Here is a 25,952-nt window from a genome sequence, read left to right as displayed (position 1 = left end):
TGCGGCGGGTCGCGCATGCGACATATTTCCCTGCAGCCGCAGTGCGTTCCTCCGCGGAGCGGTTTTATTTCACAGGCGCTCTTTCCTGGGAAATAAGAAGTCCGCCCGCGAACTTCTCCGCCTGCGGCGGGTCGCGCATGCGACATATTTCCCTGCAGCCGCAGTGCGTTCCTCCGCGGAGCGGTTTTATTTCACAGGCGCTCTTTCCTGGGAAATAAAATGTATCCCAACGCGCTGACCCCCATCAGCACAGGATAAAAAAGATAAGGCAGAAAATCTACCGGTGAAAGGCCCAGCGCGGCCGCTCCGGCGCTGGCATATAAAAGCTGCGCGCCATAAGGAATAATTCCCTGCCAGACAGAGGTGAAAATATCCAGCAATGCCGCCGTACGCCTGGGCGTCACGCCGAACTCCTCAGAAATATCCTTTGCCACAGGCCCGGCCATCACAATGGCAATGGTATTATTTGCCGTTGAAATATCCACCAGGGAACTGAGCGCCGCGATTCCCACCTGGGCGCCTTTTTGGGTTTTGACCCTCTTCCTAATATGGTACAGGATGTAATCAATCCCCCCGTTTGCTTTCACCAGTCCGATAATGCCTGATACAATAATGGAAATTGCGGTAATATCGTACATATTCATGATTCCGCCTTTTCCGTCCGGGCCTTTCGCGATCACGGTAAAAATCTGTTCCGGCAGGATTGCGCCTGCGGCCACGCCCACAATCAACGAAAGCACTGTGCCCAGAATCAGTACAAAAAATACATTCATCCCTGCCAGCGCGCCGATCAGGACCACAAGATACGGAAGGATTTTAAAAAAATTATAGTCCAGATTTTCTTCCAGACGATACTCCGCTTTTCCTGCCAGTACCAAAAACAAAACCATAGTCACAACAGCCGCGGGCAGCACGATTTTTATGTTTTCCCGGAACTTGTCCCGCATTTCACAGCCCTGGGTCCTGGTGGCCGCGATGGTTGTATCAGAAATCATGGACAAGTTATCCCCAAACATAGCCCCGGAAATCACCGCCCCTACACACATGGCCCCGGAAAGGCCGGTTTTCTGGCTGATTCCCACAGCAATTGGCGTCAGGGCAGCGATTGTCCCCACGCTGGTCCCCATCGCTGTGGAAATAAAACAGCCGATCAGAAACAGCCCTGTTACGGCCACAGAAGGAGGAAGGACAGACAGACCGAAGTTTACCGTGCTGTCCACGCCGCCCGCCGCCTGGACTGATCCGGAGAACGCTCCTGCCAGAATAAAGATCAGGCACATGGTCATGACATTCTCATCCCCCATCTGCCTGGTAACGACTGTCAGTTTCTCCTGGAAGCTTTTCTTCCTGTTCTGCAGAAACGCTGCAGTCAGGGCGATCAGAAAGCCTACGATCGCCGGCATGGCATAGAAATCCTGAAAAATAATGCCTGCCCCAATGTAGACCGCCAAAAATATGAGGATAGGCAGCAAACCGGAAAGGCTGCCTCTGCTCCCTTTATATTCGTCCGTCATCGCCTATCCTCCCCGACGCGGTACAGTATTCTTTTCCTTTCGATCATTTCATCAATCCGTTCCAAATAATTGTCAATATCCTTTACATTTCCGCAGCGCTCAATCCTGTCGCCGAAAATCGCCTTGGATGTGGCTCCCGCACCCAGGGCTACAATATCCTGTTTTTCTTCCATAATCAGAATATTGTAAATACCGGCCTTACCTTCCGCCGCATAGCCCACATTCTCCAGATTGCCGGCCATATTCTTCTGCCGGTAAAGATAATATGGCTGCAGGCCGATCCTTCCTGCATATGCGGCCACCAGCTCCATCATTTCTTCTGTATTGACCATCCGCAGGCCGGCATACTGCTCCCAGAACATATTCAGCCGGGCCGCCCGCTTGATGGCCAGGGAATGAACCGTCAGATTATCCGGCCGCAGGGCTGAAATCTCCTCCATCGTGCAGCGCACATCTTCCATGGTCTCTTCCGGCAGCCCCAGGATCAGATCCATATTGATATTGTCGAATCCCAGGGAACGCGCCATCGCATAGACTTCTTTCACCTGTTCCACCGTATGATGCCGTCCGATCAGCCTCAGCGTTTCCTGCTTCATCGTCTGAGGATTGATGGAAATCCGGCTGATTCCATGTTTTTTCAATACTTCCAGCTTGGGCAGGGTCACGCTGTCCGGGCGGCCCGCTTCTACAGTAAATTCCAGCAAATTTGTAAGGTCAAATTTTCCTTTCACATATCCGATCAGTTCATCCAGCTGTTCCGCTGTCAGAGTGGTGGGCGTCCCTCCGCCGATATAAATTGTATTCAGCTTCCTGTTCTGAAAACTTTCCGCCACAAAATCAATTTCACGGTATAAAGCGTTCAGGTACTCCTGCACTCTGGCCGCCCACTTCCCAATCGGGTAGGATGTAAAAGAGCAGTACAGGCAGGTGGTAGGGCAAAAAGGGATTCCAATATACAGGCTGTATCCGTTTTTATAATCCAGAGGTTCCAGCACCTGCATCTCCTTCTTTGCGATCTCTATGGACAGAGCGGTTTTTTCCGGCCCGCAAAGGTATTCCTCCTTCATGATACGGCCAATCTCCTCTTCCGGCGTCCCCTGTTCCAGCAGGGAAGTGGCGATTTTAGTCGGCCGGATGCCTGTCAAAGTCCCCCAGGGCAGGGTTTTCCCTGTGAAATCTTTTAAAAGGTCATACATCAGCCTTTTTACCACGCCCTTTGTCTCCCGGCGTTCCTCATAACATACAGTTGTTTCCCTGCATAATTTTCCTGGGATGTCCTCTTCTCTCCAGATTTCCATCCTGACGGATTCAGGGCCATAATTTATCTTCAGCCAGACGCCGCATTCCTCCTTCCCTCCGCATTCCCCGTACCATACAATCATCGGCTCTCCGGGAAAGAAGGACATTGCCAGCCCCCTTACCTCATATTCTAAAAACTCTCTGCTTAAAATAATTCCCAGCATATCTTTTCCTCATCCCCGGTACAGAGCTACCGGATTGTGTAATTTTTCATAACCTATGGTGGTTTCCTCTCCGTGCCCCGGATAAACTGTCACACTCTCCGGCAGCTTCAGAAGTTCTCTGATGGATTCAATAATCTGTCTGGTACTGGAACCGGGAAAATCCGTGCGTCCCAGAGATTCCCGAAACAAGGTGTCCCCTGAAATCAAAAAACCTTCCTGCCTGAAATAATAGCAGCAGCCTCCCGGCGTATGGCCCGGAGAGGAAAGGACTTCCACTTCTGTGCCCAGCACAGGAAAGATCTCCCGGCCTTTCAGCCATACATCAGCCTGCAGCACTGCAGCTTCGGCCCATGCAGCGGACAGATTCATAGAAGCATTGCCCAGAAGCTCTTTTTCCGCTTCCATCGCATAAATCTTTACACCAAAAGCCTTTCTCAGCTCATCCGCTGCCAGCATATGGTCAAAATGCCCGTGGGTCAGCCAGATCGCAGTCAGCGTCACACCGCGTCTTCTGACCCAGGCCTCCAGCCGTTCCGGCTGATCTGCCGGGTCCACCAGCACCGCTTCTCTGGACTCATTATTATAAATTAAATAACAGTTGGTTCCGCACATCCCCAGCGCAGTATACTCCACCTGAATCCCGCCCATAAAATCCTCCTTTCAGAACTATCCCTTTTGAAAAAGAATCCCGCTCGCGGGATTCTCCGCCTGCGGCGTATCGCTTTAGCGACGTAATTCCTTACGCCGCAGTGCGATCCCCCGGAGGGTTTTGTTGCATAGGGAACGCAGTTTCCTATGTAATAAAAAGGCCGCCGCATGATTCTGTCAGACGCAGCAGCCCTTATTACAAATATGAAACCGTCAGCCGGCCGTTCTCTCAATATCGATCACACTCTCCACCTGGCGCAGCTTATCCACCAGACGCCTCAATTCTTCCACGCCGCCGATATCAAACGTCATTACAATGGTGGCAGTGCCCTGTTTGCTGGTCCGCACATTCATGGAAGTAATGTCCACCTGGCGTTCTGTAAATATTTTAGATATATCCGCCAGCATTCCCACCCGGTTGTTGGCATAGATCCGGATTTCCGTTGAATATTTTTCAGAGCCGCTGTCATTTTCCGGCTTCTGCCATTCCGCGTCGATCAGCCGCACCCGCTCCGACTCCGGCAGATTGATCACATTCACGCAGTCGGTCCGGTGAATGGAGACGCCGCGGCCTCTGGTCACAAAGCCTACAATCTCATCTCCCGGCACGGGAGAACAGCACTTGGAAAAACGGACTGCCAGGTCATGAAGCCCTTTGACCACAATGCCGCTCTTGGATTTGGCAATCTTCACCTTTTCCTTGTTTTCTGCGGCAGCTTCAATCACCTTCTGGTCTGTCAGCTCTTTTTTATGCTTTTTCCGGTATTCTTCCTGCAGCTTGTTGACCACCTGGCCTTCCTTCAGGCCCCCGTGGCCCACGGCCGCCATCACAGAATCCCAGTCCCGGAAGCCGTATTTCAGCAGGACCTTTTCCATAAACTCCGGTTTCACCAGATCGCTGAGCACTATGGATTTCGTCTTGCAGTAATTGGATACCAGCTCTTTCCCTCTGATAATATTATCTTCCTTGAGCTCTGTTTTAAACCACTGATTAATCTTATTCCGTGCCTGAGAGCTTTTTACAATCTTCAGCCAGTCCCTGCTGGGGCCCTTGGAATTCTGGGAGGTGATAATTTCAATCCGGTCCCCATTCTCAATGACATAATCTATGGTCACCAGCTTGCCGTTGACCCTGGCTCCCACCATCTTGTTTCCCACCGCTGAGTGGATGCTGTACGCAAAATCAATGGGCGTGGAACCTGCAGGCAGGGTTTTGACGTCTCCCGTGGGGGTAAAGCAATAGACACTGTCAGAGAACAGGTCCAGGTCATTTTTCAGCAGGCTTAAAAATTCTTTATTATCAGACATTTCCCGCTGCCATTCCAGAATCTGGCGCAGCCAGGAAAGCTTTTCCTCTTCACTCTGGGCGGCTGTTTTTCCGCTGCCCACTTCTTTATATTTCCAGTGGGCGGCAATGCCGTATTCCGCCGTCCTGTGCATCTCATAAGTCCTGATCTGTATCTCGAACGGCTGTCCATTGCTGCCGATGAGCGTGGTGTGAAGAGACTGGTACATATTGGGCTTTGGCATGGCGATATAATCTTTAAAACGCCCAGGAATCGGTTTGTAGATCTCGTGGATCACGCCCAGCGCCGCATAGCAGTCCTTCACGCTGTCCACAATGATGCGCACCGCGAACATATCATAAATCTGATCCAGCGTCTTGCTCTGGTTCACCATCTTCTTATAGATGCTGAACAGATGCTTCACCCGGCCGTCCACTTTGGCCCTGATTCCCGCCCGCTCCATGTGCTCCGAAACCTCAGCGATGATCCCTTTTACAAAAGAGGTCCGTTCCGGCCGTTTCATAGCGATCTTTTCTACCAGATCGTAATACACCTCGGGGTACAGATATTTCAGAGAAAAATCATCCAGTTCCGTTTTGATCTTGGAGATACCCAGCCTGGAAGCGATAGGGGCATAGATCTCCATGGTTTCCCGGGCCTTCTGTTTCTGTTTTTCCGGCTTCCAGTACTGCCCGGTCCGCATATTGTGCAGCCGGTCCGCCAGCTTGATCAGGATCACTCGGATATCCTTGGCCATTGCAAGAAACATCTTTCTCAGATTTTCCGCCTGGATTTCTACCTTATCCATGTCCCAGCTGATCTGCGTCAGTTTAGTGACGCCGTCCACCAGGAACGCAACTTCTTCCCCGAATTCCCGGACCAGGTCGTCAAACGTGGTGTCCGTATCTTCCAGCACATCATGCAGCAGCCCTGCGATAATGCTCTCTTTATCCAGCTCCAGCTCCGCCAGAATAATCGCCACACAGATCGGATGGATAATATACGGCTCGCCGGATTTGCGGAACTGGCCCTCATGGGCCTTGCAGGCAAAGTAATACGCCTTTTCCACCATGGTGATATCGTCTGATGGATGGTATTTCCGGATACTGGCGATCAGTTCGCGATACAGATCTTCCGGCGCAGTAAAATCAGGCGGCGCTTTCACGCTGGCCTCCGGTTCTATTTCCCGCCGAAGCTCCGCCGCCTCCTTCGCCAGTTTTTCTTTCTCTTCCTGGCTCATATTATCTGTATTCAAAAGCTGTCCCTGAACCTGAATTTTTTCTTCCATACACCATCACCCGACTTTTGTATACTTTTTTTGAATAGAAAACTGCGTTCCCTATTCAACAAACCCCTCCGGGGGATCGCACTGCGGCGTAAGGAACTATGTCGCTAAAGCGACACGCCGCAGGCGGTGAATCCCGCCAGCGGGATTCTTTTTTGTTGCATAGGAAACTGCGTTCCCTATGCAACAAAACCCTCCGGGGGATGCGCACTACGCGCTAAGGAAATATGGCCGCTAAAACGGCCGCGCTCCGGCGCAAGAGTCCAGTGAACCGGACTCGTTGGTCTTGATAGGTTATATTATAGAGAGATTGTAGAAAAAAAGCAATTCCTCTTTCGCACTTTTTCCTGTTTATCCTCATATTTCATCCATATCCACAACTTCTCCACCGTTTATACGGGATTTTTTGGCCCCTGTTCCTGCATCAGTTCTTCCAACAGCGCCCAGATCTCCTCCCGTCCCTGTTTGGTTTCCGCTGAAAAGGGAAGGATCAGGCTTTCGCCTTTCAGCCCCAGACCGCTGCGGATCAGCTTCAGCTGTTTCTGCAGCTGGCTGCGCTTAATCTTGTCCAGCTTCGTAGCGATAATAACAGGGGCATAGCCGTGGTAGACCATCCATTCATACATCATCTTGTCATTCGCTGAGGGCTCATGGCGGATATCCACCAGAAGGAAAACTGCCCTGAGCTGCCTGGAAGTATGAAGATACCGTTCGATCATCTTTCCCCAGCGCTCTTTCTCCTGCAGCGATACCTTCGCATAGCCGTATCCGGGCAGATCCACATAGTAAAAAGCGTCATTGATATTGTAAAAATTCACGGTCTGGGTTTTTCCCGGCTGCGCGGACGTCCTTGCATATGCCTTCCTGTTCATCAGCGCGTTGATCAGTGAAGATTTCCCCACGTTGGATTTCCCGGCAAAGGCGAATTCCGGCAGAATGTTTTCCGGAAATGTGCTGGTAATCCCGCACACAGTCTCCAGATTAACTGTTTTAATGATCATATCAAGTTTCCTTTCCGCCGGCTGCCGCCTGCCAAACCTGATCCATCTGCTTCACATAAAGAATTTCCAGCCCGTCTGTAATCTCCCTGGACAACTCTTCCACGTCCCTGCGGTTTTCCTCCGGAACAATCACACGTTTTAAATGGGCCATTTTAGCGGCCAGCAGTTTTTCCTTCAGGCCTCCGATGGGCAGTACCCGTCCCCTCAACGTGATTTCGCCAGTCATCGCCACGTCTGCACGGACAGAAGTTCCTGTTACTGCGGACAAGATTGCCGTGGCCATGGTAATGCCCGCCGACGGGCCGTCCTTTGGCACCGCTCCTTCAGGAATATGGATATGGATATCATGCCGTTCAAAATAATCTTCCGGTATCTGATAGCCTGCGCTGATGGAACGGATATAGCTGATGGCTGTCTGGGCGGATTCCTTCATCACATCGCCCATCTGGCCGGTCAGGCTGATATCCCCCTTGCCCGGCATCACGTTCACCTCGATCTGCAGAGTGTCCCCGCCCACGCTGGTCCAGGCCAGGCCGCGGACGATGCCCACAGCATCCGCTTCATTGGCATCTTCGAAGGTGATCATCTCTTTTCCCAGATAATGTTCCAGATTTCTGCAGGTAATATGCACTTTTTCTTTTTTGCCCTCCAAAATCTCCCGGGCGGCTTTTCTGCACAGCTCCCCGATCCGGCGTTCCAGGCTGCGCACGCCTGCTTCTCTCGTGTAGTTCCGGATCAGCTTTTTCAGGGCGTCCGGCGATATGGTAAACTGTTTTACTGTCAGCCCGTTTTTCTTCCGCTGTTTTTCCACCAGATACTGGTCTGCAATATGGTATTTCTCATTTTCTGTATAGCTGCTCACTTCGATCATCTCCAGCCGGTCCAGCAGAGGGCCGGGAATGGTCTGTGTGGTATTGGCAGTGGCGATAAAGAGCACGTCGGACAGATCAAGAGGCAGCTCCAGATAGTGGTCCCGGAATTTTGAATTCTGTTCCGAATCCAACACTTCCAGTAGCGCGGAAGACACGTCCCCCTTATAATCGCTGCTCACCTTGTCGATCTCGTCCAGCAGCATCAGCGGATTCCTGACGCCTGCCTGACGGATTCCGGCAGCGATGCGTCCCGGCATAGCCCCCACATAAGTTTTCCGGTGGCCGCGAATCTCTGCTTCGTCCCGTACCCCTCCCAGGCAGATCCGCACATACTGGCGTTTCAGCGCCCGGGCTACTGATCTGGCAATGGATGTTTTTCCTGTTCCGGGCGGCCCCACCAGACACAGAATGGGGCTTTCCCCTTTCCCGTTCAGCGCCCGGACCGCCAGATATTCCAGCACTCTGTCTTTAACTTTTTCCAGGCCGTAATGGTCTTCGTCCAGGACCTGGGCCGCCCTCTTCAGGTCCATGGTCTCCTTGGCAGACTTATTCCAGGGCATTTCCAGAAGCGTCTCAATATAGGTACGGGCCAGGCTGGATTCCTGGCTTCCATAGGGCAGGGCGCGGAAACGGGCTATTTCCTTTGCGATCTTCTCTTTTGTGGATTTGTCTGCCCTGAGCTTTTCCAGTTCCTGCATATAATTATCCGCATCCGTGCTGCTGTTCTCTTCCCCCAGCTCTTCCCGGATCAATTTCATCTGCTCCCGCAGAATATATTCTTTCTGGTTTTCATCAATCCGGTTTTTGACCATTTCCTGAAAATTCTTTTTGACTTTGCCGATTTCCAGCTCATTGGACAATTTCTGTCCGATCATCTGAAAGCGCCCGGTGAGCGTGTCCTCTTCCAGGTATCTCTGCCTCGCCGTATTCGTCATGGGCAAAAGCCCGGCCACGCCGTTGAGCAGTGCGCCCGGTTCCTCCACATCCATCACAAAGCGCCGCAGCTCCTTGGGCGCCTGGGGCGTTTCCATCAGATAAGCCTCCAGCTGCTCCCGGATCACCCTGACCATGGCCCCCTGGCTCACTGCGTCCGGCTCTTCCCCGTCTTCCAGTGGCTGCACATCCCCGATGAGGTACGGTTCCTCTTTTTGAAGGCCCTCCAGACGCGCCCGCTGCAGGCCTTCCACCAGTACCCGGATGGTCTGATTGGGCAGCTTCAGCATCTGTTTCACACGGCCTATGGTTCCTATTCTGTAAAGTCCGTCCATCTCAGGTTTCTCTTCTTCCGCTTCTCTCTGGGAAACCAGAAACAGGCGCTGGTCATTGACCATCGCCTTGTTTACCGCTTCCATGGAACGCGGACGGTTTATATCAAAGTGGAGTACCATTCCGGGCAGCACGGTGAGGCCGCGCATCGCCACTGTAGGCAGATAACATTTTTCCTGCATACTCTTCCTCCTGCGTAATTTAAAATCTGTAGGTAAAAGGGCTGCCGCAAATCGGGTCTCCCCTGGTCTTGCCGCAGCCCAACAATTCAATTATTAAGCAATCTCCCCGCTCTTGCCAAGAAACTTGCGGGTACGTTCTTTCTTATCCGTACGGAGCACTTCCACCTCACGGTGAGTCAGCTCCGGCTGTTCTTTGCCGTCCACAGTATCCTTCGTGATCAGGCAGGTGCCGATCGTATCATCCGACGGAATCCGGTACATAGTGTCCATCATCACCGATTCCACAATCGCCCGCAGGCCGCGGGCTCCGGTCTTTCTCTCCTGCGCCATGTCCGCGATTGCGGTAAGCGCGTCCGGAGTAAAGTTCAGCTCCACGCCGTCCAGTTCAAACAGCTTCTGGTACTGCTTCACCAGAGCATTTTTCGGCTCCGTGAGAATCCGTACCAGGGCCTCTTTATCCAGGAGGTCCAGAGAAACCACCACCGGCAGCCTTCCCACAAACTCCGGGATCAGGCCGAATTTTACCAAATCCTGGGGCAGCACCAGTTTCAGCCATTCCCCCACATTTTTCTCAGCCCTCTCCAGCACCTCGGCGCCAAAACCGATGGATGTCTTTCCCGTCCTGCTCTCGATGATCTTCTCCAGGCCGTCGAAAGCGCCCCCGCAGATAAACAGGATATTAGAGGTATCAATCTGCAGCAGCTCCTGCTGGGGATGCTTGCGGCCCCCCTGGGGCGGTACGCTGGCCACCGTGCCTTCCAGAATTTTCAGAAGAGCCTGCTGTACGCCTTCTCCTGACACGTCCCTGGTGATGGAGACATTCTCGGATTTTTTGGTAATCTTGTCAATCTCATCCACATAGACAATCCCATACTGGGCCCGCTCAATATTATAATCCGCCGACTGGATCAGCTTCAGCAAAATATTCTCCACATCCTCGCCTACATAGCCGGCTTCCGTCAGTGTGGTAGCGTCTGCAATGGCAAACGGCACGTTGAGCAGTTTTGCCAGAGACTGCGCCAGAAAAGTCTTTCCGGAACCGGTAGGCCCCAGCATCAAAATATTGCTCTTCTGTATCTCTACGTCTGTAATCTTCGTGGCAGACATAATCCTTTTGTAATGGTTATATACGGAAACCGACAAAACCTTTTTGGCGTCGTCCTGCCCGACCACATACTGATCCAGCGCCTCTTTCATCTCCTGGGGAGTCAGCAGATTGATTTCCTCAAACTGCTGGTCCTGTTCTTCCTCCAGCTCTTCCTCCAGAATTTCAGAGCACAGCTCAATACATTCGTCACAGATATAAGCGCCCTTCCCGCCCGCAATCAGCTTGTGGACCTGGTTCTGGCTCTTTCCGCAAAAAGAACAGTAATATTGTTCATCTGTTCTACCTGCCATGCTTTACCTCTTTCTTCCTCAGCGATTATGAATCACTTCGTCAATCAATCCATATTTCACGGCTTCTTCCGCGCCCATATAGTTGTCGCGTTCCGTATCAGCCGCGATAACCTCCAGCGGCTGACCGGTATTCTCAGCCAGAATCCTGTTCAGCTTTTCCTTGGTGCGCAGGATCTGTTCCGCCACGATCTTGATATCCGTGGCCTGTCCCTGGGCTCCGCCGGAAGGCTGATGGATCATAATCTCTGCATTCGGCAGCGCATAGCGCTTTCCTTTTGTTCCTCCTGCCAGCAGGAATGCGCCCATGCTGGCGGCCATGCCGATGCAGATCGTGGAAACGTCGCATTTCACATACTGCATGGTATCATATATCGCCATACCGGCAGTCACAACGCCGCCGGGGCTGTTAATATACAGATGGATATCCTTTCCGGGATCTTCTGATTCCAGGAACAAAAGCTGCGCGACGATCACGCTGGCTGACGCTTCGTTCACTTCTTCTCCCAGGAAAATGATACGGTCCTTCAGCAGCCGGGAGTAAATATCATAGGAACGTTCTCCACGGTTGGTCTGTTCAATGACGTAAGGCACTAATGCCATATTATTCCGCCTCCTTAGACTCCTCTTCCTTCTTGGTTTCAACTTCTATCGCATTTTCCACAAGCAGATCCACAGCCTTCTGAACGGCCAGGTCTTTCTTCATGCTCTCTTTTTCTTCCTCACCCATGTACTCCTTCAGCTTATCCAGCTCCATTTTGTACATTTCGGCCATCTTCTGCAGCTCGGCTTCTACCTCTTCATCTGAAACCTGGATGTTCTCGGCCTTCACAATCTCTTCCAGCACCAGTCTGGTCTGGATGCGCTTCACTGCCTGGGGTTTCATCTGCTCCGCCATTCTGTCGGGAGTCAGGCCTGTATACTGCATATACTGTTCCATTGTCAGGCCCTGTCCCTGAATTCTCTGGGCAAAATCCTCCACCATGTTCTCAGCCTGGGTCTGCACCATTGCTTCCGGCAGCTCCATTTCAGCATTCTCAACGGCTTTGTCCACAGCCTCATTTTCTTTGGCGGTTTTGGCAGCCTCTTCCTTTTTCTTCAGGATGTCCTTCTTCAGGCTCTCCTTGTATTCTTCCAGCGTATCGTAATCGGATACGTCGCTTGCAAACTCATCATCCAGCACGGGCAGTTCTTTTACTTTCACAGCCTTAACTGTGCATTTGAACACTGCAGGCTTTCCTGCCAGCTCCTTAGCATGATATTCTTCAGGGAAGGTCACGTTTACTTCTTTTTCTACATTGAGTTCCGCACCTACCAGCTGATCCTCAAATCCGGGTATGAAACTGCCGGAACCAATTACCAGTTCGTAATCCTCGCCTTTGCCGCCTTCAAACGCTTCTCCGTCCACAAAGCCTTCGAAATCCAGAGTAACAGTATCCCCCTGCTCAACAGCCCTGTCATCCACATCGATCATTCTGGAATTCTGTTCCTGAACCTTCTGCAGTTCCGCGTTAATATCTTCTTCGCTGGCTTCTGCGGAAGCTTTCTCCACTTCCACGCCCTTATACTGCCCCAGCTTCACCTCAGGCTTGACAGCCACAGTGGCGCTGAACACAAAAGGCTTTCCAGCCTCGATCTGCTCCACGCTGATCTCAGGACGGGATACGATTTCCAGCCCGCTCTCTTCGGCAGCCTGCGCATATGCCTCAGGTATCACAATATTGGCAGCGTCCTCATAAAATACGCCTGTTCCGTACATTTTCTCAATCACCTTGCGGGGAGCTTTGCCCTTGCGGAAACCCTGCACGTTGATTTTGTTCTTATTTTTCTGGTAAGCCTTTTCAACAGCGGCCTCAAACTCCTCTGCGGAAGCCTCTATTGTCAGTTTTGCCATGCTTTTTTCCAGTGCTTCTACCTTTACACTCATTTCCTTTTGTCCTCCTAAAATCATATAGGCGCCCCATCTTTGGCATATAGGCTGACCGTATGGCGCCTGCGAAAATTCATTATAACACATCATTTTGGGAAATTCCAGTAAAACTTTTATAAATCGCCGTTATCTCCACACTGCATAGTAGCTGGTAACATTTGCCGCAATTTCTTTGTCATTCTTACCCGAAATATCAATCTGATGCAGTGTTTTGTCCTGCTTCCGGTAAAAAACCTTCCCTCCTGCCGTTACCGGTGCCAGCGCGGTATCCGCTCCGTCTGTCAGCAGCACAGGGTCTGCTCCGGCCTCTTCCAGGAAGTACAGGCTGGTCCCCTGAAGATAGGCCATCCCCCGCCCGGATGTGCCTTCTTCCAGTCTGCGGACAGAATCTGAAATCAGTTTCTTAGCCTCTGAACCCTGGGTATAGAGATCTTTTCCTTCCAGCCATACTGCCGAAAAGCTTTTCCCGACCACAGCAAATTCAGTACAATTTTCAGTTAACACCCGCCCCGTGGTCCATCCGGCTTCAACTCTTGAAGTTTCTTTCAGCACAGTTCCGGTCTGATAATAGACGCGTTCACCGCTGCCTGCATATACCACCCGGTCCGGCGCTTCATTAGCCATGGGCCAGACTTTCCCCGTGAGGATATCCGCTTCAACCAGCGCATTGCCGGCCTTCATCAAGAGCTTTCCGGCGGAGCCATACACCACCTCTCCCCTGGCTGCTTCCCGGATCTCTAAAGCGCCTGACGGATTCATGGGAGAATCCTCCTCACCTACAATATATAATGCCTTGATTCCCCCTCCCAGGCCGGAAATGGGTTCGTCCTTCACATAGCTTCCCGCGTATACATTTTCCCCGGCATCCCGGTAAACCACGATTTTGTCCTCCGGATAAACCAGCACATCCTGGACATCAGAGCCCAGAGTCCGCTCCTGGCCGCCCTTACGGTATATCAGCCGTTTATCCGCCAGAGAGTAATAAATCAGTTCTTCTCCCTCCGCATAGTAACAGGACAGATAATCCTCAGAACCTACAACAGCCTCAGACTGCAGAGAGGAAACATCTGCCACACGGATCTGGTTTTTTCCTTCGCTGTCCTGGACCGCGTAAGCCACCTGCCCGCCGTCTCTGCTGATCCTGACTGTATTCAGATATTCCACTCCTTCTTCCAGCGCCTGGCGCTTCCCCGTCTCCTGGTTCCACAGGAAAAGCGAATAAGAAAGATCATTCTTCTGGTAGTATGCCACCGTCTTCAAATCCCGGTCCGCTGACACTGCTTTCCCATCCACTTTATCCGCAATCAATGTTTCTTTGCCTCCGGAAACATAATAAAGCGCGCCATCCTTCAGCACCAGAAAACGGCTGTAATCCGGGCTGTAAAACAGAAGCTCATGGTTTCCGTCCACCAGCGTCTGTTCCCTGCTGCCAAAATACAGGCTGCCGTCCTCCCCGGTAAAGCAGATCTGCGTAACTTCCTTCTCAGATTCTCCGCCGCAGCCCCTGGTAACCAGCACCAGTAAAACTGCCAGGACCGCAAGTAAGAGAACCGCCCCCAGAATCCAGGGAAGCCTGCTCTGCCAGAACCTGCGCCATTTTCTCCTGCGGCGCTTTTTCTTCAGGCTCTTCTGCCTGGACTTTTGCTCCATCTGCCTGTAATACATCTGCCGCCGCTCTTCTGTGGTCAGCCCGGTTCTGATGGCCTCAGCTTCCTGCCCCTCCTTCTCTTCCGTACCCATATACTCTCCTTTGTATCTCAGTATTCAAACTGTATCGCGCCGCGCACCTCCATGGAGGTCCGGATACCGGCCAGGATCACCAGCAGCTCCAGCCCAAGATCAATGGCGTATCCCAGTCCTCTGGAAGTGGTGATCAGCCCGTCCGTCACGACTCCGTCCTCTGTGTACACTGCCCCCTTCAGATTTCCTTCCCATCCGGGATAACAGGTCGCCCGCTTTCCTTCCAGGATTCCAAGCCGCCCAAGAACGCTGGGTGCAGCGCAGATAGCAGCCAGACGCCTGCCCTCTTCCGCCGCCAGCTTCAAGGCCCCGCACAGGCCCTGGTGGGCAGACAAATTTTCCGTTCCCTCTCCCCCTCCGGGAAGAAATAAAAGATCCGCGTCCTTACAGGACGTCTTCTCAAAAACCTGATCCGCCAGCACTGTAATTCCATGGGCGCCTTTCACTTCTGTCCTGCCCATGATGGATACCGTAGTCACATCCACCCCGCCCCGGCGGAGAAGATCCACAACGGTCAGACATTCCACTTCTTCAAAACCATCTGCCAAAAAGGCGTACACTCGCTTCATTGTCTTTTCCTCCTGTTATGTTTTTCATTATAAAGAATCTTGTAAGTTCTGTCAACTTAGGCTATACTGAAAACAAGTAATTTCTTTAGCGCGCAGTGCGCATCCCCCGGAGGGGTTTGTTGCATAGGGAACGCAGTTTCCTATTGATACAAAGAAAGGACTACAAAATGGAGATTGAACGCAAATTTCTGCTGGAGCAGCCTCCTCAGGTTGCCGGCTGTGCCAGCAAGCTGATTGAGCAGGCCTATCTCTGTACTGACCCTGTGGTTCGGATCAGGAAAGAAGACGACGCCTATTACATGACTTATAAGGGCGGGGGCATGATGGTCAGGGAAGAATATAACCTGCCGCTGAATGAAAAAGCCTACGCCCACCTGCTGCAGAAGGCGGACGGCTGTATTCTCACGAAGCGCCGCTATCTGATCCCTCTTTCCGGCGGCCTCACCGCAGAAATAGATCAGTTTTTCGGCAAGTATGAGGGCTTATGGCTGGCTGAAGTGGAATTTTCCAGCGCAGAAGACGCGCAGGCTTTTATACCGCCCCGGTGGTTTGGCCGGGAGGTCACCTATGACGGGCGCTATCATAACAGCAATATGAGCAAAGGGGGATCGGCAGATGGACAGCAGGAATGAACAGGAACTGTTAAAAACGGCCCGGGAACAGAGCAGGCTGTTGGAAAGGCAGCTGAAGGCCATGCGGCTTACAGCCGCCTTTCTGGGTGCAGCGCTTGTTCTGTTTCTGGCCTGCTCACTGGCCCTGATCCCACGTTACGGCAGGATGCTGGGGCAGATGGAAGAAGTGAGCCAAAACCTGACCGCTGTTTCTGAACAGCTGAAAGATTCGGATTTGCAGTCCATGCTGGAAAATGTAAACCAGCTGGTAGTCACCACGGAAAAAACTGTCAGCGAGCTGGAAACAATCATCCGTCCCCTGTCCCGGCTGCTGGGGAAGGAATAAGATAAAAGGGGCTGCCGCTTTACCAATCATACACTTGTTTCTTCTTCAGCGAAATCAATTCCTCCAGCATTTGCCCAGGTACTTTTTCGTTGATACCCCGGATGGAATCTTCCAACTGTTTTACCGTGCGGCAGCCGCAGATAGGGATTGCGGGAAATTTACACTTGCGGATATAATTGAGCAAAAAATGGTTTGCAAAGCAGCCGGCCTTCTCAAATTCTTTCAGCTTTTCAAAAATGGCATCATTGCCTAGTCCGGCGTAGCGTTTCTTTTGATTCTCTGGGATCTCTCTGCCCTGCAGCCTCCTGGCAAAATAACCGTTGGCCTGGCACTGATAGGCCATGGCATTTAACTGCGTTTCTTTGTGGTACTGATAAAAATCGTTCTCCAGAACCACTTGGTCCTTTGGTTTTTCATTCACATCAGCAAGGCCGAACTCCGCCTGGTTGCACACAAAGCCCTTTAATCCATGTGCTTTCGCGTACATCTCCGCTTCTTTTGCTCTGGCCAGTGTCCAGTTGGAGAATCCGTAGTAACGCAAATTCCCTTTTTTCACCTGTCCCTCCAGCCCCTCTAAGATTTCTTCCACAGGAGTATTTTCATTGTCCCTGTGGAGAAAATACAAATCAATATAATCCGTCTGCAAATGGCGCAGGCTTCTCTCCACATCCTCACCGAGACATTCTACGTTCATTCTGGAAATGTGCATTGTTTCCAGAAATGGATGGCAGCCCTTGGTGGAAAGCACCACCTTGCTTCTGGCCTGCTTTTCCTTCAAAAACTGTCCGATGATTTTCTCGCTGCTTGATTTTTCATTCCCCCAATCGCCATATACCAGCGCAGTATCCAGAAAGTTTCCTCCTGCCTCCAGGAAGGTGTTCATCTGAAGGCAGCTCTCCTCTTTGCTGTAATGAGAACCGTAGTTCACCGTTCCCAGGCAAATTTCCGATACAGTCAAATCCGTGTTATGTAATTTGATTTTTTCCATGTGTTTCCTTTCTGAAAATGTAAAAGAAAACTGCCGCTTTATAATTTTACATTATTAAAGCGGCAGCCCTTTTCTCAGGATTTTTTAAAAAATGTATCGAACAGCTCATCCTGTTCCGGGAAGTGGGTCACGTATCCTACCGCCACTTTTCCTCCCGTAATTTCAATTAATTCTCTGGTCCTCTCCGGGCCGAACGCACCGCAGACTTCCATCGCCTTCACGCCGTCTTCGGCAAGCTGCTGCACCGCCGCTTTCGCTTCTGTAAAATCCCGCACTGTCCTGATGTAACTCACCATGCCCGGTACCTGAAACTCTGCACGGTGCTTTTCGGGATCAAACTGCGGCCCCATCAGTAAAAAAGCAAATTTCCGCATCTTACCCCTCCTTTTCCGGTACTTATCTGTCTATAGCTTAACACAGAATTCCCGGAAAAGGCAAGGTTTTTTATTCCAGATAGTCCACCGGATCTACCGGCTGGCCGTTCAGCGTCAGCTGAAAATACAGGTTCGGTCCTTCCACCACATAGTATTTTGTGGGATCATTCAGCGTGGCGAACACTGTGCCCGCCGGCACATAGGTGCCCTCTGTCACAGCAATATCCTTCAGTTGTCCGTACACTGCATGATATCCGCCGCCCAGGTCCATTTCCACAAAATTTCCCAGCTCTTCGTTGCTGGATACTTTTACTACCTGTCCGTTTGCCGCAGATTTGATCTGGGTTCCAGGCTCGCTCTGGATCATAATAGCGGGACACACCTTATACTGGTCCAGGGTAGGATAGTATACGGTATGCTCCATGTTGAAATCCATAACCAGCTCGCCTTCTGCCGGCCAGGAAAGTTTGGCCGCGCTGTTAAAGTTCAGCGCCGCCTGCAGCGCATCGTCCACGCCTGCCGCAACAGACTGGGCGTCCCCGGTCTCCGCCGGATCTGTACCTCCGTCGGCAACCTGGCCTCCCGTATTATCCACAAATGCGCTTTCTCCCACCTGGTTTCCATTGGGCTGTCCGCCTGCTTCTGCAGCCGTGCCCTCCGCAACCTGGCTCTCCTGTGTACTTTCATGAATCACGACTTCCTGAGTGGGGTTGTCCAGATCCAGGTACTGATCTTCTCCCTCTCCCTCGCTTCCGCGGTTCATCAGAACCGCTACGGTCACTGCGGTCGCCAGCAGCAGCATGGCCAGCAGCAGCACCAGTCCTCCTTTGTCCTGAAGAAATTTTTTCAGTTTACTATTATTCAAGTTTATCACCTCGGTAAATAGTTTTACCGAAAAAGTGACGCTTATTCCGTTATTTCAGTATTTTGAAAATAATGCTGTAAAATTTTCTCCCAGCTGTCTCCGTTTTCGGCCATCGCCGCCGCCCCCGCCTGGCTCATACCATATCCATGCCCTCTGCCGCGGCAGGTGGCGCGTATCTCACCTTCATACCGGTCAAAGCTCATGCAGGCTGATGGAAGCCCCAGCGCCTCTGCCACCCGTTCTCCGTCAAACTGCAGCCCGCCGATCATCAGAAAGCGGATATACCCAGCCTCATCCCGTTCCACTACCTGCAGAGAATCCCCGATCCCTTCGGAATTCACCTGATACCGGCTGTCAATTCCGTTGACCGCCTCCGCAAATTCTTTTTCCGACCAGGATCTGATCTGCAGATACCCGGAAGCATTTCGGTCCGCCCCGCTTTCCGCCCCCAACAGCCACGGAAAAAGTTCCGTATCTCCGGTACGGGTGTTTCCGCCGCTGACCGCGTGGTACAAAGGCAGTACAGGCTGTCCCTGCCAGGTAAGGATTTTCCCTGCGGTATCCCCTACAGCTTCCCGGCATTTGTCATAAAAATCCTCCAGATGGTCTCCCCAGACCGCTTTCATCTGAGAAGGGTTCCAGGCGCTCATCCCGATCTCCTCCTCGCTGATATAGTTCCTGCCGTCTAATTTGCGCAGACACCAGGTGCGCAGCAGCACCGCCTGCGCTTTCAGAGCTTCCTCCGGAAAAGAGGCGTCCATCTGGCCGGGAAGAAGCCGTACCAGATATTCTTCCAGGTCCTCAACTGTTTCGCCGTCTTCCAGCCGCACATATTTTCCGCTGGTAAAAGGCTCCCCCTTTGGAAGCTGGATCTGCCCCTGCCACCACCAGGTCACCAGGCACGGCAGAAGCACGCATAAAATAATGCAGATTAAAGCCTGTCCGGCCCGCCTGGCCCATCGTCTTTTATCCATTCCTATCCCGCCCTTTCCCTGTTTTGTCCAATGACATTATATATGCGCAGGGAGAGAAAACTATGCGGAAAAAGCGGAGGAGATTCGATGCCTTACGGCTATAATCTCCTCCGCTTTCTCTGCCGTCGTCCTTCCGGGATCTTCCGGCGGCTGCCTATGGAATAAGGTTTCTTACACACGGTTTTTCAACCGTTTGTGGCGCAGCTCTTTCATGATTTGTTATTCTGTCAGGTCAGAAGTACAGAACGGGCATTTTGTGGCCTTGATGCTGATCTGGGACTGGCAATGGGGGCAGGCTTTTGTTGCGGGCGCTGCCGGTTCCTCATGGTGCAGTTTATTAATCCCCTTTACTACCAGGAATACCACAAACGCCATGATCAGGAACTGAATCAGCCCGCCGATGAAGCTGCCGTATTTTACTACCGCCGCCCCGGCCGCTTCCGCAGCGGCCAGGCTTTCATAATGGTTGCCGTCCAGCGCCAGAAACAGGTTGGAAAAATCAATTTTGCCGGTCAGCAGGCCCAAAAGGGGCATCACCACATCATTGATCAGGGTCTGCACCAGTGAATTAAAAGCGCCGCCCACAATCACGCCCACTGCCATGTCGATCACATTGCCCCGCATGATAAATTTTTTAAATTCCTTTAACATACTTTCTCCTCCGTAACCCTGTTACTTTACTTTTGTATATTTTATTACAGCTCCACAGTCACCTTATCCAGATGCCAGATTTCGTCCACATACTGCTGAATGGTCCGGTCAGAGGTGAATTTTCCGCTGCTGGCCACGTTCAGAATCGCGGAACGGGCCCAGCGTTTTTCATCCCGGTAAGCTTTCTCCACCTCCATCTGCGCCTCATGGTAGGAATTGAAATCTTTCAGGATAAAATAGGTGTCGGCCCTGTCGCTGCTGTAAGTGTTCAAAAGGGAATTGTAGATCTCCCGGAACAGCTCAGGGTCCTGAGGCGCATAGTAGCCGTTGATCAGCTGCATCAGCACCCTGCGGATTTCCTGATCGCTGTTGAAGATCTCCATGGGATCATAGCCCCCTTCGGTCTCATACTTTATGACCTCATCAGATGACATTCCGAAAATAAAGGCATTTTCTTTGCCCACCTCTTCCACAATCTCCACATTCGCGCCGTCCATCGTCCCCAGGGTCAGCGCGCCGTTGAGCATAAATTTCATATTGCCCGTGCCGGAAGCCTCCTTGCTGGCTGTGGAAATCTGCTCGCTGACATCCGCCGCCGCGAAGATCAGTTCTGCGTTGGATACGCGGTAATTCTCTATAAATACTACTTTAATCTTGCCGTTAATGGATTTATCATTATTGATCACATCCGCAACCGCATTGATCAGCTTGATGGTCAGTTTTGCGCGGTAATAGCCGGCCGCCGCCTTTGCGCCGAAAATGAATGTCCGGGGATAGAATTCCATATCCGGATTATCTTTGATCATATTGTACAGATACATTACGTGCAGAATATTCAGCAGCTGTCTCTTATATTCGTGGAGGCGCTTTACCTGCACATCGAAAATGGATCTGGGATCCACGTCCACGCCGTTGTGCTCTTTGATATATTTTGCCAGACGCAGCTTGTTCCGGTACTTAATATTCATGAACTCCTGCTGAGCCTTCTCATCATCTGCAAATACCTTCAGCCGGGATATATGGGGCAGATCAGTAATCCATTCATTTCCGACATGCTCCGTCACCCAATCCGCCAGCAGAGGATTGCCGTGCAGAAGGAAACGCCGCTGGGTGATTCCGTTTGTCTTATTGTTGAATTTTTCCGGCATCATCGCATAGAAATCTTTCAGCTGCTGCTGCTTCAAAATCTCCGTATGCAGCCTTGCCACGCCGTTTACGGAAAAGCTTCCCACAATGGCCATGTGCGCCATTTTCACCTGACCGTCATAGATAATCGCCATGCTGGCCACTTTTTCCGGCTGATTGGGATATTTCGCCTGGATTTCCAGTACAAACCGGCGGTTGATCTCTTCCACGATCTGATAAATTCTGGGCAAAAGGCGGGAAAACAGCTCAATCGGCCACTTCTCAAGTGCTTCCGCCATAATGGTGTGGTTGGTGTAAGCGCAGCACCTGGTGGTCACTTTCCATGCCTCCTCCCAGGTCAGCTGGTATTCATCCATCAGAATCCGCATCAGCTCCGCAACTGTTACGGAAGGATGGGTATCGTTCATCTGGAAAGCGACCTTCTCATAGAGCTTTCTCACATCATCATAAGAATCCATATATTTACGGACCGCAGTCTGAATGCTGGCGGAAATGAAGAAATACTGCTGTTTCAGACGGAGTTCCTTTCCTGCGTAGTGATTGTCGTTGGGGTACAGCACCTCTACAATGGTCTTGGCCAGGTTCTCCTGCTCCACCGCCTTCTGATAATCTCCGCGGTCAAAAGAATCCAGGTTAAATGTGTTGATGGGTTCCGCGTCCCAGATACGAAGGGTGTTCACCACATTATTCCCGTAACCCACCACCGGCAGGTCGTAGGGCACCGCACGCACAGACTGATACCCCTCCTGGATAAAATGATCTCTCCCTGTATCCATATCCCGCTCCACGCGGACATATCCGCCGAACTTCACCTCACAGGCATACTCATTACGCCGCACCTCAAAAGGATTGCCGTCCTTCAGCCAGTTGTCCGGCACCTCCACCTGATAGCCGTTTTCAATCTTCTGCGCGAACATGCCGTATTTATACCGGATGCCGCAGCCATACGCCGCATATCCCAGAGTAGCAAGGGAATCCAGGAAGCAGGCCGCCAGACGGCCGAGGCCGCCGTTTCCAAGGGCTGCGTCGGGTTCCTGGTCCTCGATCACATTCAGATCAAAGCCCAGTTCCTCCAGCACCTGGCGGATTTCCTCCCGTGCCATAATATTGATGATATTGTTGCCCAGAGCCCGGCCCATCAGAAATTCCATGGACAGGTAGTAGACTTTTTTCACATCTTCTTTGTCATATGCTTTATGCGTGGCGATCCATTCGTCAATGATAACGTCCTTAACCGCATAGCACACCGCCTGGAACACCTGCTTCGGCGTCGCCTCGTCAATGGTCCTGCGGTACTGCATCTTCACATTGTCTATCACGCTCTTCTTAAAAACTTCTTTGTCAAACCCCATTTTATTCTGAACCATACACATTTTCCTCCAAATCAGCGTTTTACGCCCAGGCTTACAGATTCTCCGTTGATATCCCAGTCTTTCTGATAGCCTTCCGGCTCTCCGGCGGCCACTTTGTCCGCCAGCACGTTGCTGCAGATTTCCTTTTCATACCCTGCAAAAATTTGCTCCAGCTTTTCGCTGCCCTGATGGTATACGGTGATATGATCCGTCACCTGGAAACCTGCTTCTTTGCGCATTGTCTGGATCTTGCTGATCAGTTCCCGGACAAAGCCTTCGTCCACCAGTTCCGGGGTCAGATTGCTGTCCAGAACCACCGTTACGTCTCCGTTATTCTCGGAAACATAACCAGGTTTCTGGCTCATTTCAATCAGCAGATCCTCTGTTTCCAGTATAACAGAATTGCCGTCAATGTCCAGAGAAATTTTGCCCTCCTCATTCAGCCGGTCCATGGTGGCGTTGCCGTCCACCTCCAGAAGGGCCTGCTTGATCTGGTTCAGCAGCCTGCCGTATTTGGGTCCTACCGTGCGCATCTGGGGCTTAAACGTGTAGGTGGTGAACTCCCGGACATCCTGGGTGAATTCTACTTTCTTCACATTCAGCTCTTCCGCCACAATGGTGGTAAAATATTCCGGCATCCCAAAGGGGGCTTTCACAAACATCCGGGCCAGAGGCTGGCGGTTTTTCAGGTTTGCGGTATTCCGGCAGGCGCGTCCCATGACCACCAGTTTCAGCACATGCTCCATCTCCGCTTCCAGCCCGCGGTCAATATGGGCCTCATCCGCAGCAGGGTAATCGCACAGATGCACGCTCTCAGGGGCTGACGCATCCACGCTGCGCACCAGGTTCTGATAGATTTCTTCTGTCATAAACGGAATCATGGGGGCAGCCAGTTTGGATACGTTGACCAGCGCGGTATACAGCGTCATATATGCGTTGATCTTATCCTGCTCCATCCCCTTTGCCCAGAAACGCTCACGGCTCCGGCGCACATACCAGTTGCTCATGTCATCCACAAAATCCTGCAGCGCTCTGGCAGTTTCAGGGATTTTATAATCATTGAGGAACCGGTCGCAGTTCTGGATCAGCGTATTCATCCTGGACAGCAGCCATTTATCCATCACCGGAAGCTGTGCATAATCCAGCTGGTATTTCGTGGGATCAAGTTCATCAATATTCGCGTACAGCACAAAAAATGCGTAAGTGTTCCACAGGGTTCCCATAAATTTGCGCTGCCCCTCTGTTACCGCCTTATCATGGAAACGGTTCGGCAGCCAGGGCGCGGAGTTAGAATAGAAGTACCAGCGGATCGCGTCCGCGCCGTGCTTTGCCAGCGCTTCAAACGGGTCCACCGCATTGCCTTTGGACTTGCTCATCTTCTGTCCGTTTTCATCCTGCACATGCCCCAGCACGATGACATTCCGGTAGGGCGCTTTATTGAACAGCAGCGTGGAGATCGCCATCAGGGAGTAAAACCACCCTCTGGTCTGGTCCACAGCCTCGCTGATAAAGTCCGCGGGAAAATTCTTTTCAAACAATTCTTTATTTTCAAAAGGATAATGATACTGGGCAAAAGGCATGGCCCCGGAGTCGAACCAGCAGTCGATGACTTCCGGCACCCGGGTCATCTGCCCGCCGCACTCAGGGCAGGTTACATGCACCTGATCGATATAGGGGCGGTGCAGCTCCACGCCTCCCTCCGGCCAGTCAGAGGACATGGCTTTCAGCTCTTCCTTGCTGCCGATGGAATGCATATGCCCGCATTCACACTGCCAGATGTTCAGAGGCGTTCCCCAATAGCGGTTGCGGCTGATCCCCCAGTCCTGAACATTGGTCAGCCAGTCCCCGAAGCGGCCTTTTCCGATGCTCTCCGGAATCCAGTTGACAGTATCATTGTTGCGGATCAGATCTTCACGCACTGCGGTCATTTTAATGAACCAGGAGTCTCTCGCATAATAGATCAGTGGCGTATCGCAGCGCCAGCAGTGGGGATAGCTGTGCTCAAACACCGGCGCTTCAAACAGCAGGCCGGCAGTTTCCAGCGCTTTCAGCACCTCTTTATCCGCCTTTTTGCAGAACATGCCGGCCCAGGGCGTCTCGGCTGTCATCTCTCCTTTGCCGTCCACCAGCTGAACAAAAGGCAGATCATATTTCCGGCCCACGCTGGCGTCGTCCTCGCCGAACGCGGGGGCGATGTGAACGATTCCGGTACCGTCTGTCAGCGTGACATATCTGTCGCACACCACATAAAATGCCTTTTTCTGCTGTTTTTCACAAATTTCCACTGCGTAAGGGAACAGAGGGATATATTCTTTATATTCCAGTTCTTTTCCCGCGAAGGTTTCCAGCACTGTAAATTCTTCTTTCAGCACGCTGGTCAGCGCCTCGGCCAGATAATATGTCTCTCCGTTGGCGGAACGTACTTTCACATAAGTCTCGTCCGGATTCACGCAAAGAGCCACATTAGACGGCAGGGTCCAGGGTGTGGTGGTCCAGGCCAGGATAAAAGCGTTTTCCTCGTCCTTCACACGGAACTTGGCGATAGCGGAACGCTCCTTCACATCCTTATAACCCTGCGCCACCTCATGGCTGGACAGCGGCGTGCCGCAGCGGGGGCAGTAAGGGACAATTTTGAAGCCTTTATACAGCAGCCCCTTTTCCCAGATCTGCTTCAGCGCCCACCACTCAGATTCAATAAAATTATCATCATACGTAACATAAGGATCGTCCATATCCGCCCAGAACCCTACTGTATTGGAGAAATCCTCCCACATCCCCTTATATTTCCATACGCTCTCTTTACATTTATCAATAAACGGCGCCAGGCCATATTCCTCGATCTGTTCCTTCCCGTCCAGGCCCAGAAGTTTCTCCACCTCCAGCTCCACCGGCAGCCCGTGGGTATCCCATCCGGCCTTGCGGGGCACCTCATAGCCTTTCATAGTGCGGTATCTGGGGATCATATCTTTAATGGTTCTGGTGAGTACATGTCCGATATGGGGTTTGCCGTTTGCCGTGGGCGGTCCGTCGTAAAACATATAATTAGGCCCTTCCCTGCGGCTGTCCATGCTCTTTTCAAAAATGTGGTTTTCTTTCCAGAACTGCTCTGTTTCTTTCTCTCTCTCCACAAAATTCAGATCTGCGGATACCTTTTTAAACATGTTCTTCCTCCTTGTTTTTGCGTCTGCGTAAATTAATAATCCCTCCGTCCTGCGAACAGGACGAAGGGAATCTTCGCAACCACCTATTGCAACATACTGACATATGCGGCCCCTGTAACGGCGGGCATCCGTCACGGCCTAACCACGCTGGCTCGGCCCCGCAGCTCCGGAGTGATTTTCGGTCAGTCTGTACTTGCGCCGGGCTCGCACCTTCCCCGGCTCGCTGAAGCGTTCCACAAAAGCCTACTGTCTCCATCACAGCCTTTATTTGATCAGTGAATTCATTATAGACCCGGGTCTTTTTTTTGTCAAGCGGCAGAATGCGGAATCCTG

20 protein-coding genes are annotated in these 25,952 nt (G+C 51.8%); 2 read left to right on the top strand and 18 right to left on the bottom strand.

Annotation, left to right across the window (positions count from 1 at the left end):
* Positions 1 to 191: 191 nt before the first annotated feature.
* From EV209_RS09810 to EV209_RS09760, 11 genes are all read right to left on the bottom strand, one after another.
* On the bottom strand, positions 192 to 1,514 hold the full coding sequence (locus EV209_RS09810) for a Na+/H+ antiporter NhaC family protein (RefSeq protein WP_130435274.1): 1,323 nt from the start codon (positions 1,512 to 1,514) through the stop codon (positions 192 to 194).
* Positions 1,511 to 2,977 carry a coproporphyrinogen dehydrogenase HemZ gene (hemZ, locus tag EV209_RS09805; RefSeq protein WP_130435273.1) on the bottom strand — a complete coding sequence of 489 codons (1,467 nt, stop codon included), beginning with the start codon at positions 2,975 to 2,977 and terminating at the stop codon, positions 1,511 to 1,513. Before hemZ ends, EV209_RS09810 begins: the two co-directional genes overlap by 4 nt.
* A 9-nt stretch (positions 2,978 to 2,986) precedes the next feature.
* A complete protein-coding gene (locus EV209_RS09800) occupies positions 2,987 to 3,625 on the bottom strand; it encodes an MBL fold metallo-hydrolase (RefSeq protein ID WP_130435272.1) in 639 nt (212 codons plus the stop codon).
* A 213-nt stretch (positions 3,626 to 3,838) separates the two neighbouring features.
* Complete coding sequence (locus EV209_RS09795) at positions 3,839 to 6,199, bottom strand: RelA/SpoT family protein (protein WP_330521053.1); 2,361 nt, start codon at positions 6,197 to 6,199, stop codon at positions 3,839 to 3,841.
* Positions 6,200 to 6,588: 389 nt separating this feature from the next.
* Positions 6,589 to 7,197: a ribosome biogenesis GTP-binding protein YihA/YsxC gene (gene yihA / locus EV209_RS09790; RefSeq protein WP_130435271.1), complete on the bottom strand. Its 609-nt coding sequence runs from the start codon at positions 7,195 to 7,197 to the stop codon at positions 6,589 to 6,591.
* 1 nt (position 7,198) lies between these two features.
* A complete protein-coding gene (lon, locus tag EV209_RS09785) occupies positions 7,199 to 9,517 on the bottom strand; it encodes an endopeptidase La (RefSeq protein WP_130435270.1) in 2,319 nt (772 codons plus the stop codon).
* A 93-nt stretch (positions 9,518 to 9,610) separates the two neighbouring features.
* On the bottom strand, positions 9,611 to 10,915 hold the full coding sequence (gene clpX / locus EV209_RS09780; protein WP_130435269.1) for an ATP-dependent Clp protease ATP-binding subunit ClpX: 1,305 nt from the start codon (positions 10,913 to 10,915) through the stop codon (positions 9,611 to 9,613).
* An 18-nt stretch (positions 10,916 to 10,933) separates the two neighbouring features.
* Entirely contained in the window at positions 10,934 to 11,515 is a 582-nt protein-coding gene (gene clpP / locus EV209_RS09775) for an ATP-dependent Clp endopeptidase proteolytic subunit ClpP (protein WP_130435268.1), read from the bottom strand.
* 1 nt (position 11,516) lies between these two features.
* Entirely contained in the window at positions 11,517 to 12,839 is a 1,323-nt protein-coding gene (gene tig, locus EV209_RS09770; protein ID WP_130435267.1) for a trigger factor, read from the bottom strand.
* Between the two features lie 129 nt (positions 12,840 to 12,968).
* A complete protein-coding gene (locus EV209_RS09765) occupies positions 12,969 to 14,582 on the bottom strand; it encodes a TolB-like translocation protein (protein WP_130435266.1) in 1,614 nt (537 codons plus the stop codon).
* 17 nt (positions 14,583 to 14,599) lie between these two features.
* Positions 14,600 to 15,151, bottom strand: coding sequence for a DJ-1 family glyoxalase III (locus tag EV209_RS09760; RefSeq protein WP_130435265.1), 552 nt, complete (start codon positions 15,149 to 15,151; stop codon positions 14,600 to 14,602).
* 167 nt (positions 15,152 to 15,318) lie between these two features.
* Between EV209_RS09760 and EV209_RS09755 the strand changes: the two genes are divergently transcribed.
* Positions 15,319 to 15,783, top strand: coding sequence for a CYTH domain-containing protein (locus EV209_RS09755; protein ID WP_130435264.1), 465 nt, complete (start codon positions 15,319 to 15,321; stop codon positions 15,781 to 15,783).
* Positions 15,767 to 16,108, top strand: coding sequence for a hypothetical protein (locus tag EV209_RS09750; RefSeq protein WP_130435263.1), 342 nt, complete (start codon positions 15,767 to 15,769; stop codon positions 16,106 to 16,108). The genes EV209_RS09755 and EV209_RS09750 overlap by 17 nt, the downstream gene beginning before the upstream one ends.
* Positions 16,109 to 16,127: 19 nt before the next feature.
* Here the strand turns inward: EV209_RS09750 and EV209_RS09745 are convergent, their stop codons facing one another.
* The 7 genes from EV209_RS09745 to ileS form a co-directional block, all read right to left on the bottom strand.
* Positions 16,128 to 17,096 carry an aldo/keto reductase gene (locus EV209_RS09745; RefSeq protein ID WP_130435262.1) on the bottom strand — a complete coding sequence of 323 codons (969 nt, stop codon included), beginning with the start codon at positions 17,094 to 17,096 and terminating at the stop codon, positions 16,128 to 16,130.
* 74 nt (positions 17,097 to 17,170) lie between these two features.
* Positions 17,171 to 17,470: a DUF6506 family protein gene (locus EV209_RS09740; RefSeq protein ID WP_130435261.1), complete on the bottom strand. Its 300-nt coding sequence runs from the start codon at positions 17,468 to 17,470 to the stop codon at positions 17,171 to 17,173.
* Positions 17,471 to 17,540: 70 nt separating this feature from the next.
* Positions 17,541 to 18,335, bottom strand: coding sequence for a M23 family metallopeptidase (locus EV209_RS09735; protein ID WP_130435260.1), 795 nt, complete (start codon positions 18,333 to 18,335; stop codon positions 17,541 to 17,543).
* A 41-nt stretch (positions 18,336 to 18,376) separates the two neighbouring features.
* On the bottom strand, positions 18,377 to 19,309 hold the full coding sequence (locus tag EV209_RS09730) for a SpoIID/LytB domain-containing protein (RefSeq protein WP_130435259.1): 933 nt from the start codon (positions 19,307 to 19,309) through the stop codon (positions 18,377 to 18,379).
* Between the two features lie 219 nt (positions 19,310 to 19,528).
* On the bottom strand, positions 19,529 to 19,960 hold the full coding sequence (gene mscL / locus EV209_RS09725; RefSeq protein WP_130435258.1) for a large conductance mechanosensitive channel protein MscL: 432 nt from the start codon (positions 19,958 to 19,960) through the stop codon (positions 19,529 to 19,531).
* 44 nt (positions 19,961 to 20,004) lie between these two features.
* Positions 20,005 to 22,473 carry a glycogen/starch/alpha-glucan phosphorylase gene (locus EV209_RS09720; RefSeq protein WP_130435257.1) on the bottom strand — a complete coding sequence of 823 codons (2,469 nt, stop codon included), beginning with the start codon at positions 22,471 to 22,473 and terminating at the stop codon, positions 20,005 to 20,007.
* Positions 22,474 to 22,490: 17 nt separating this feature from the next.
* The gene (gene ileS / locus EV209_RS09715; RefSeq protein WP_130435256.1) at positions 22,491 to 25,619 is read right to left on the bottom strand and encodes an isoleucine--tRNA ligase; all 3,129 of its coding nucleotides are present in this window, start codon (positions 25,617 to 25,619) and stop codon (positions 22,491 to 22,493) included.
* Between the last annotated feature and the right edge of the window lie 333 nt (positions 25,620 to 25,952).

Source organism: Cuneatibacter caecimuris, assembly GCF_004216775.1.
In the GTDB taxonomy this organism is placed as follows: Bacteria; Bacillota; Clostridia; order Lachnospirales; family Lachnospiraceae; genus Cuneatibacter; species Cuneatibacter caecimuris.
The sequence above is the reverse complement of the archived record's forward strand: the minus strand, read 5'-3'. Positions and strand labels throughout refer to the sequence as shown.

What these genes read in the sequence shown, in the direction of transcription:
- EV209_RS09810 (WP_130435274.1), bottom strand. Translation starts at nt 1,514, where the DNA reads ATGACGGACGAATATAAAGGGAGCAGAGGCAGCCTTTCCGGTTTGCTG.
- hemZ (WP_130435273.1), bottom strand. Translation starts at nt 2,977, where the DNA reads ATGCTGGGAATTATTTTAAGCAGAGAGTTTTTAGAATATGAGGTAAGG.
- EV209_RS09800 (WP_130435272.1), bottom strand. Translation starts at nt 3,625, where the DNA reads ATGGGCGGGATTCAGGTGGAGTATACTGCGCTGGGGATGTGCGGAACC.
- EV209_RS09795 (WP_330521053.1), bottom strand. Translation starts at nt 6,199, where the DNA reads ATGGAAGAAAAAATTCAGGTTCAGGGACAGCTTTTGAATACAGATAAT.
- yihA (WP_130435271.1), bottom strand. Translation starts at nt 7,197, where the DNA reads ATGATCATTAAAACAGTTAATCTGGAGACTGTGTGCGGGATTACCAGC.
- lon (WP_130435270.1), bottom strand. Translation starts at nt 9,517, where the DNA reads ATGCAGGAAAAATGTTATCTGCCTACAGTGGCGATGCGCGGCCTCACC.
- clpX (WP_130435269.1), bottom strand. Translation starts at nt 10,915, where the DNA reads ATGGCAGGTAGAACAGATGAACAATATTACTGTTCTTTTTGCGGAAAG.
- clpP (WP_130435268.1), bottom strand. Translation starts at nt 11,515, where the DNA reads ATGGCATTAGTGCCTTACGTCATTGAACAGACCAACCGTGGAGAACGT.
- tig (WP_130435267.1), bottom strand. Translation starts at nt 12,839, where the DNA reads ATGAGTGTAAAGGTAGAAGCACTGGAAAAAAGCATGGCAAAACTGACA.
- EV209_RS09765 (WP_130435266.1), bottom strand. Translation starts at nt 14,582, where the DNA reads ATGGGTACGGAAGAGAAGGAGGGGCAGGAAGCTGAGGCCATCAGAACC.
- EV209_RS09760 (WP_130435265.1), bottom strand. Translation starts at nt 15,151, where the DNA reads ATGAAGCGAGTGTACGCCTTTTTGGCAGATGGTTTTGAAGAAGTGGAA.
- EV209_RS09755 (WP_130435264.1), top strand. Translation starts at nt 15,319, where the DNA reads ATGGAGATTGAACGCAAATTTCTGCTGGAGCAGCCTCCTCAGGTTGCC.
- EV209_RS09750 (WP_130435263.1), top strand. Translation starts at nt 15,767, where the DNA reads ATGGACAGCAGGAATGAACAGGAACTGTTAAAAACGGCCCGGGAACAG.
- EV209_RS09745 (WP_130435262.1), bottom strand. Translation starts at nt 17,096, where the DNA reads ATGGAAAAAATCAAATTACATAACACGGATTTGACTGTATCGGAAATT.
- EV209_RS09740 (WP_130435261.1), bottom strand. Translation starts at nt 17,470, where the DNA reads ATGCGGAAATTTGCTTTTTTACTGATGGGGCCGCAGTTTGATCCCGAA.
- EV209_RS09730 (WP_130435259.1), bottom strand. Translation starts at nt 19,309, where the DNA reads ATGGATAAAAGACGATGGGCCAGGCGGGCCGGACAGGCTTTAATCTGC.
- mscL (WP_130435258.1), bottom strand. Translation starts at nt 19,960, where the DNA reads ATGTTAAAGGAATTTAAAAAATTTATCATGCGGGGCAATGTGATCGAC.
- EV209_RS09720 (WP_130435257.1), bottom strand. Translation starts at nt 22,473, where the DNA reads ATGGTTCAGAATAAAATGGGGTTTGACAAAGAAGTTTTTAAGAAGAGC.
- ileS (WP_130435256.1), bottom strand. Translation starts at nt 25,619, where the DNA reads ATGTTTAAAAAGGTATCCGCAGATCTGAATTTTGTGGAGAGAGAGAAA.